Source organism: Salmonella sp. SAL04196 (genome assembly GCF_046550835.1).
GTDB classification, from domain to species: domain Bacteria; phylum Pseudomonadota; class Gammaproteobacteria; order Enterobacterales; family Enterobacteriaceae; genus Salmonella; species Salmonella enterica.
In genome coordinates this window covers 1-4,495 of the sequence record NZ_JBGDXE010000017.1, presented here as the reverse complement: position 1 = coordinate 4,495, position 4,495 = coordinate 1, and the positions used below count along the sequence as shown (strand labels likewise).

Annotated in this window: 6 protein-coding genes; 5 read left to right on the top strand and 1 reads right to left on the bottom strand. The window is 53.0% G+C overall.

Annotated elements, in window-relative coordinates; all coding sequences use genetic code 11:
• Both ACLJPE_RS23130 and ACLJPE_RS23125 read left to right on the top strand, forming a co-directional pair.
• A partial coding sequence (locus ACLJPE_RS23130; protein WP_369570337.1) for a mobilization protein occupies nucleotides 1-360 on the top strand: 360 nt, incomplete at its 5' end.
• Between the two features lie 3 nt (nucleotides 361-363).
• On the top strand, nucleotides 364-579 hold the full coding sequence (locus ACLJPE_RS23125; protein WP_000137421.1) for an MbeD family mobilization/exclusion protein: 216 nt from the start codon (nucleotides 364-366) through the stop codon (nucleotides 577-579).
• A 198-nt stretch (nucleotides 580-777) separates the two neighbouring features.
• Here the strand turns inward: ACLJPE_RS23125 and ACLJPE_RS23120 are convergent, their stop codons facing one another.
• Nucleotides 778-1,329, bottom strand: a complete 552-nt coding sequence (locus ACLJPE_RS23120) for a hypothetical protein (RefSeq protein WP_000654246.1) — start codon at nucleotides 1,327-1,329, stop codon at nucleotides 778-780.
• A gap of 397 nt (nucleotides 1,330-1,726) precedes the next feature.
• On the opposite strand from ACLJPE_RS23120, the gene ACLJPE_RS23115 reads away from it, so the two are divergent.
• From ACLJPE_RS23115 to mbeA, 3 genes are all read left to right on the top strand, one after another.
• On the top strand, nucleotides 1,727-2,002 hold the full coding sequence (locus tag ACLJPE_RS23115; RefSeq protein ID WP_031611837.1) for a hypothetical protein: 276 nt from the start codon (nucleotides 1,727-1,729) through the stop codon (nucleotides 2,000-2,002).
• 1,289 nt (nucleotides 2,003-3,291) lie between these two features.
• Nucleotides 3,292-3,615: a MobC family plasmid mobilization relaxosome protein gene (locus ACLJPE_RS23110; protein ID WP_001347450.1), complete on the top strand. Its 324-nt coding sequence runs from the start codon at nucleotides 3,292-3,294 to the stop codon at nucleotides 3,613-3,615.
• The coding region (gene mbeA, locus ACLJPE_RS23105; RefSeq protein WP_410966022.1) for a plasmid mobilization relaxase MbeA at nucleotides 3,605-4,495 on the top strand (891 nt) is incomplete at its 3' end. The genes ACLJPE_RS23110 and mbeA, both read left to right, overlap by 11 nt.

The following is a 4,495-nucleotide window of genomic DNA, read 5'->3' as shown; positions in this document are numbered from 1 at the left end:
GAAAGCGAGAAGAGAATCAGCGCCGCCATCCTCGACCACGACCGGAAGCTGTCCTCAGCCATGAGCCAGCGCACGAAAGGCATGGTGCGTATGGTCAGCCAGACGTGGCTGACCATCGTCCTGGTGTCTACACTGCTGACAGCATCGGGCGCAAGCATTCTGTGGTGGCAGGGGCAGCAGATACTCGACAATTACACGATCATCCGGGAGCAGAAGAGCACGCAGGCCATGCTGTCCGAGAGGAACAGCGGCGTGCAGCTCTCGACCTGCGGAGAGCAGAGACGCCGCTGCGTGAGGGTGAACCCGGAAGCGGGACGGTTCGGAGAGGATTCGAGCTGGATGATACTGGCGGGGAAATAGCACATGACGGAGCTGGAAAAACAGTTGCTGAGCGCATTAGAGCAGCTACAGCAGGACTACTCGAAAAGGCTGGACGAGTGGGAGAACGCCTTCGCGGAATGGCGGACGATGTCTGGTCTTATGCAACGGGAGAACGCGGCGCTGAGCGAGCGCGTCACGGGCTTGAGCAGGCAGGTGCAGAGTTTGAGCGAGCAGCTGCGCCGGTTGTCACAAGGCTGAACGTGATAGAGGCACATCGTGAGCAGGAACGGGCGGCGCAGCATCAGAAAGCGCTGGAGCTGGAACGATCTCAGCGACAGCGAACGTACAACGGTCCGTCACTTTGAATCTGTGCGCCGGAAAAGCATGGGCTTGCTGTTTCTGGCGCACAGGTTCAGTTCTAGAACATGAGGCTGCTATCTTATTGTTCACGCTTCATCAGATCTTGATGCTTATTGTTATGGCTGAGCTATCAATCCCTGTTGCGTTGCTAATATCCTTTTTGGCTCTTTCAATTGCCTCGTTAAGGGAGAGTTTTTCTGTTTTCTCTTCAGCCAGACCAGGAATCACTGTATTAGGAACTGATGGGGATGAAGGATGGAATTTCTTCCATTCCAGTTGTTCCGGTGTTACCCCAATACGTAAAAAAGCTTCCTGTGCGCTCAGGTAAGCAACCGGATAGCGCTGACCATCGGTTAGCATTTTCCATGCTTTTGGCGTGTGAATTTCTGCGTATTCATCAAAGGTTATGACGTTCCTGTCGTCGTAATCAGGGCTTTTAAAACACCCGGTAATTTTGGCGATCAGGAATGCTGTGCCGTGTTCCAGGTCTTTTACTGCCCACGTTTCCCTTCTGTTTCTTACTGCTATGAGGTAATCGGCATCGTTGAGCCTGTCTGTTCTGGCATGCCAGTAGCCTGATCCCCCCTCAGTTCTCATTATGTTCAAATCCTTCCCGGTAAAAACCACAACAGCTTTCATATCTTTCATATAGAAACCCTTAATAGGTGAGTAAATTTCATTTTTTATGAAATCTATACGATAGAATTGGTGTTGTAAATGTTTTTTTATGCGATAAAATACAGTCTCCCCTACCTCTTTTATTGTTAGTGGTAAGACTTCCTGTTTGGTTTTTTTGATAAACCGGTTAAAACAGGGGCTTGGACGAGGATATACATTAAAAGCATGAGCCATTCACGTGGCTGCATGGCTATGCAGCCGCGTGAAATTTATCAGGCGCAGAATGCGCAGTTTAGCGGGGAGTTTACTGCCGGTTTTACCGGGCTAACGCCGCTTTCACGTTGAACCCGTCCGGAGCGGTGCGGGCAAGGGATGTTATGGTAAATGAAGCAACTTCTGAAGTTATCTAAGATAAGGTGATCGAAATATGGTGATTGTTAGTGTCGTGGGTGGAATATCACTTTTGCTTCTTGTGTTTTTATGGTCGATAAAACGAGGTCAGAAAACAGTGAGAGCATTTGTTTTTCTGAGTGCCGTTGCTGATGGAAATAGTGTTGAATCAGCTAACGAGTTGGCAAAGCGGATAGATCTTTTTGCTGCGAGTGAACTGCAGAAAAAGGCTATGATAATGGTTGAAATGGTATTTGGGGGAAGTCAGCTTAAACTGATCTCACATGCCAGACGGGAAGGTTTCGATCAGTGAAATGTAGATTGTCCAACGTGTTGGACAACTATGATAAAGAGACTAAGTGACCAGGTCGCTACTGCGAAATATATATTCTTTTTCGGCGGGTTTTTAGACAGTATCTGTAGAAGATAGATAAACTCATTTAGCATTTAACCTCCTTTTTCTATTCTATGGCGGATAAGGATTCTATCCTTCTATAGTCCGCCCTTATTAGTTCTATAGTAGCCCCTAATTGATAGGGGGAGATAGATTTATACATAAGACTTTTCCCTTATGATATGGCATCGGCTAGATAAAGGGAGGCGGATGACAACCGAAGAAACCAACTCTGAACACTAATCTAAAAGGATCTTCTTGAGATCCTTTTTTTCTGCGCGTAATCTCTTGCCTTGAAAACGAAAAAACCACCTTGCCGGGTGGTTTTTCGAAGGTTCGCAAGAGTTGACGCTCTTTTGAACCGCGGTAACTGGCTTGGAGGAGCACAGTCACCAAAACTGTCCTTTCAGTGTAGCCTTATCGCACCCGAAATTTCAAGACTCTCCTCCTCTAAACCTGTTACCAGTGGCTGCTGCCAGTGGCGCTTTTGCATGTCTTTCCGGGTTGGACTCAAGACGATAGTTACCGGACAAGGCGCAGCAGTCGGACTGAACGGGGGGTTCGTGCATACAGTCCATCCTGGAGCGAACTGCCTACCCGGAACTGAGTGTCAGGCGTGGAATGAGACAAACGCGGCCATAACAGCGGAATGACACCGGTAAACCGAAGGGCAGGAATGCGGGGGAGCACGAGGGAGCCATCAGGGGGAAACGCCTGGTATCTCTAAGCCGCATCGGGTTTCGCCACCACTGATTTGAGCGTCTGATTTTGTGATGCTCGTCAGGGGGGCGGAGCCTATGGAAAAACGGCAGCGCCGTATCCTTTTTCCGGCCTTTCCTGACTTGAGTGCCATCTCTTTATCTTGTCATTCGTGAGCAGGTAACGCCCGCCGCAGCCTCACGGCAGGAGCGTAGCGACCGAGTGAGCGAGGAGGCGTCATGTCACCGTTACCTGCATTTTGCACTTACGCCCTATAGCCGCATTTTCCCTTGCAACATGAATAACTTCCCTGAATTACCACTCCGATCTAACATATTCAGCCAGTATACACTCCGCTAGCGCTACGTGACTGGTTCAGGGCTGCGCCCCGAAACCCGCTAAAACCACTGACGCGCCTGCGGCTTGTCCAACACCGCGCCGACCGGGAAAAGATTTCCCGCCCGTCCCGGCGTTATCAGGAGGCCGGATTGGCAGACAAACGCAGCAAAATGCTCACGATGTGGGTGACCGAAGATGAGCACCGCCGTCTGCTGGAGCGCTGCGACGGTAAACAGCTTGCAGCCTGGATGCGCCAGACGTGCCTGGACGAGAAACCCGCCCGCGCCGGCAAGCTTCCCTCGCTCTCGCCGGCGCTGCTTCGTCAGCTTGCCGGCATGGGGAACAACCTCAACCAGATTGCCCGGCAGGTTAACGCCGGTGGTGGCAGCGGGCACGACCGCGTGCAGGTCGTCGCCGCGCTGATGGCCATAGATGCCGGACTCGAGCGGCTGCGGCATGCCGTGCTGGAAAAGGGTGCAGACGATGATCGTTAAGTTTCACCCGCGAGGGCGCGGCGGTGGCGCCGGTCCGGTGGATTATCTGCTGGGGAAAGACCGACAGCGCGACGGCGCCACCGTTCTGCAGGGGAAGCCGGAAGAAGTCAGGGAGCTTATCGACGCCTCGCCCTACGCAAAAAAGTACACATCCGGCGTCCTGTCCTTTGCCGAAAAGGATTTACCGCCCGGGCAGCGCGAAAAGCTGATGGCGAGCTTTGAACGGGTTCTGATGCCCGGACTCGATAAAGACCAGTACAGCGTGCTGTGGGTTGAGCACCAGGATAAGGGGCGGCTGGAGCTGAACTTCCTGATCCCGAACACGGAGCTGCTGACCGGCAAGCGTCTCCAGCCGTATTACGACCGCGCCGACCGTCCGCGCATTGATGCCTGGCAGACCATCGTGAACGGCAGGCTGGGGCTGCATGACCCGAACGCGCCTGAAAACCGGCGGGCGCTGGTCACGCCGTCCGCGCTGCCGAAAACGAAGCAGGAAGCCGCTCAGGCAATTACACGGGGTTTACTGGCCTTAGCCTCGTCCGGGGAGCTGAAAACCCGCCAGGACGTCACTGAGGCGCTGGAAAGCGCAGGTTTTGAGGTGGTACGCACCACAAAAAGCAGCATCAGCATTGCCGACCCGGACGGGGGGCGAAACATCCGACTGAAGGGAGCCATCTATGAACAGTCTTTTAACGCTGGCAAAGGACTTAGAGCAGAAATCGAAAGCGCAGCAGCAGAGTACCGGCGAGATGCTGAAAGCCGCATTCAGCGAGCACGAGAAGTCTGTCAGAGCGGAACTGAGCGAAAGCGAGAAGAGAATCAGCGCCGCCATCCTCGACCACGACCGGAAGCTGTCCTCAGCCATGAGCCAGCGCACGAA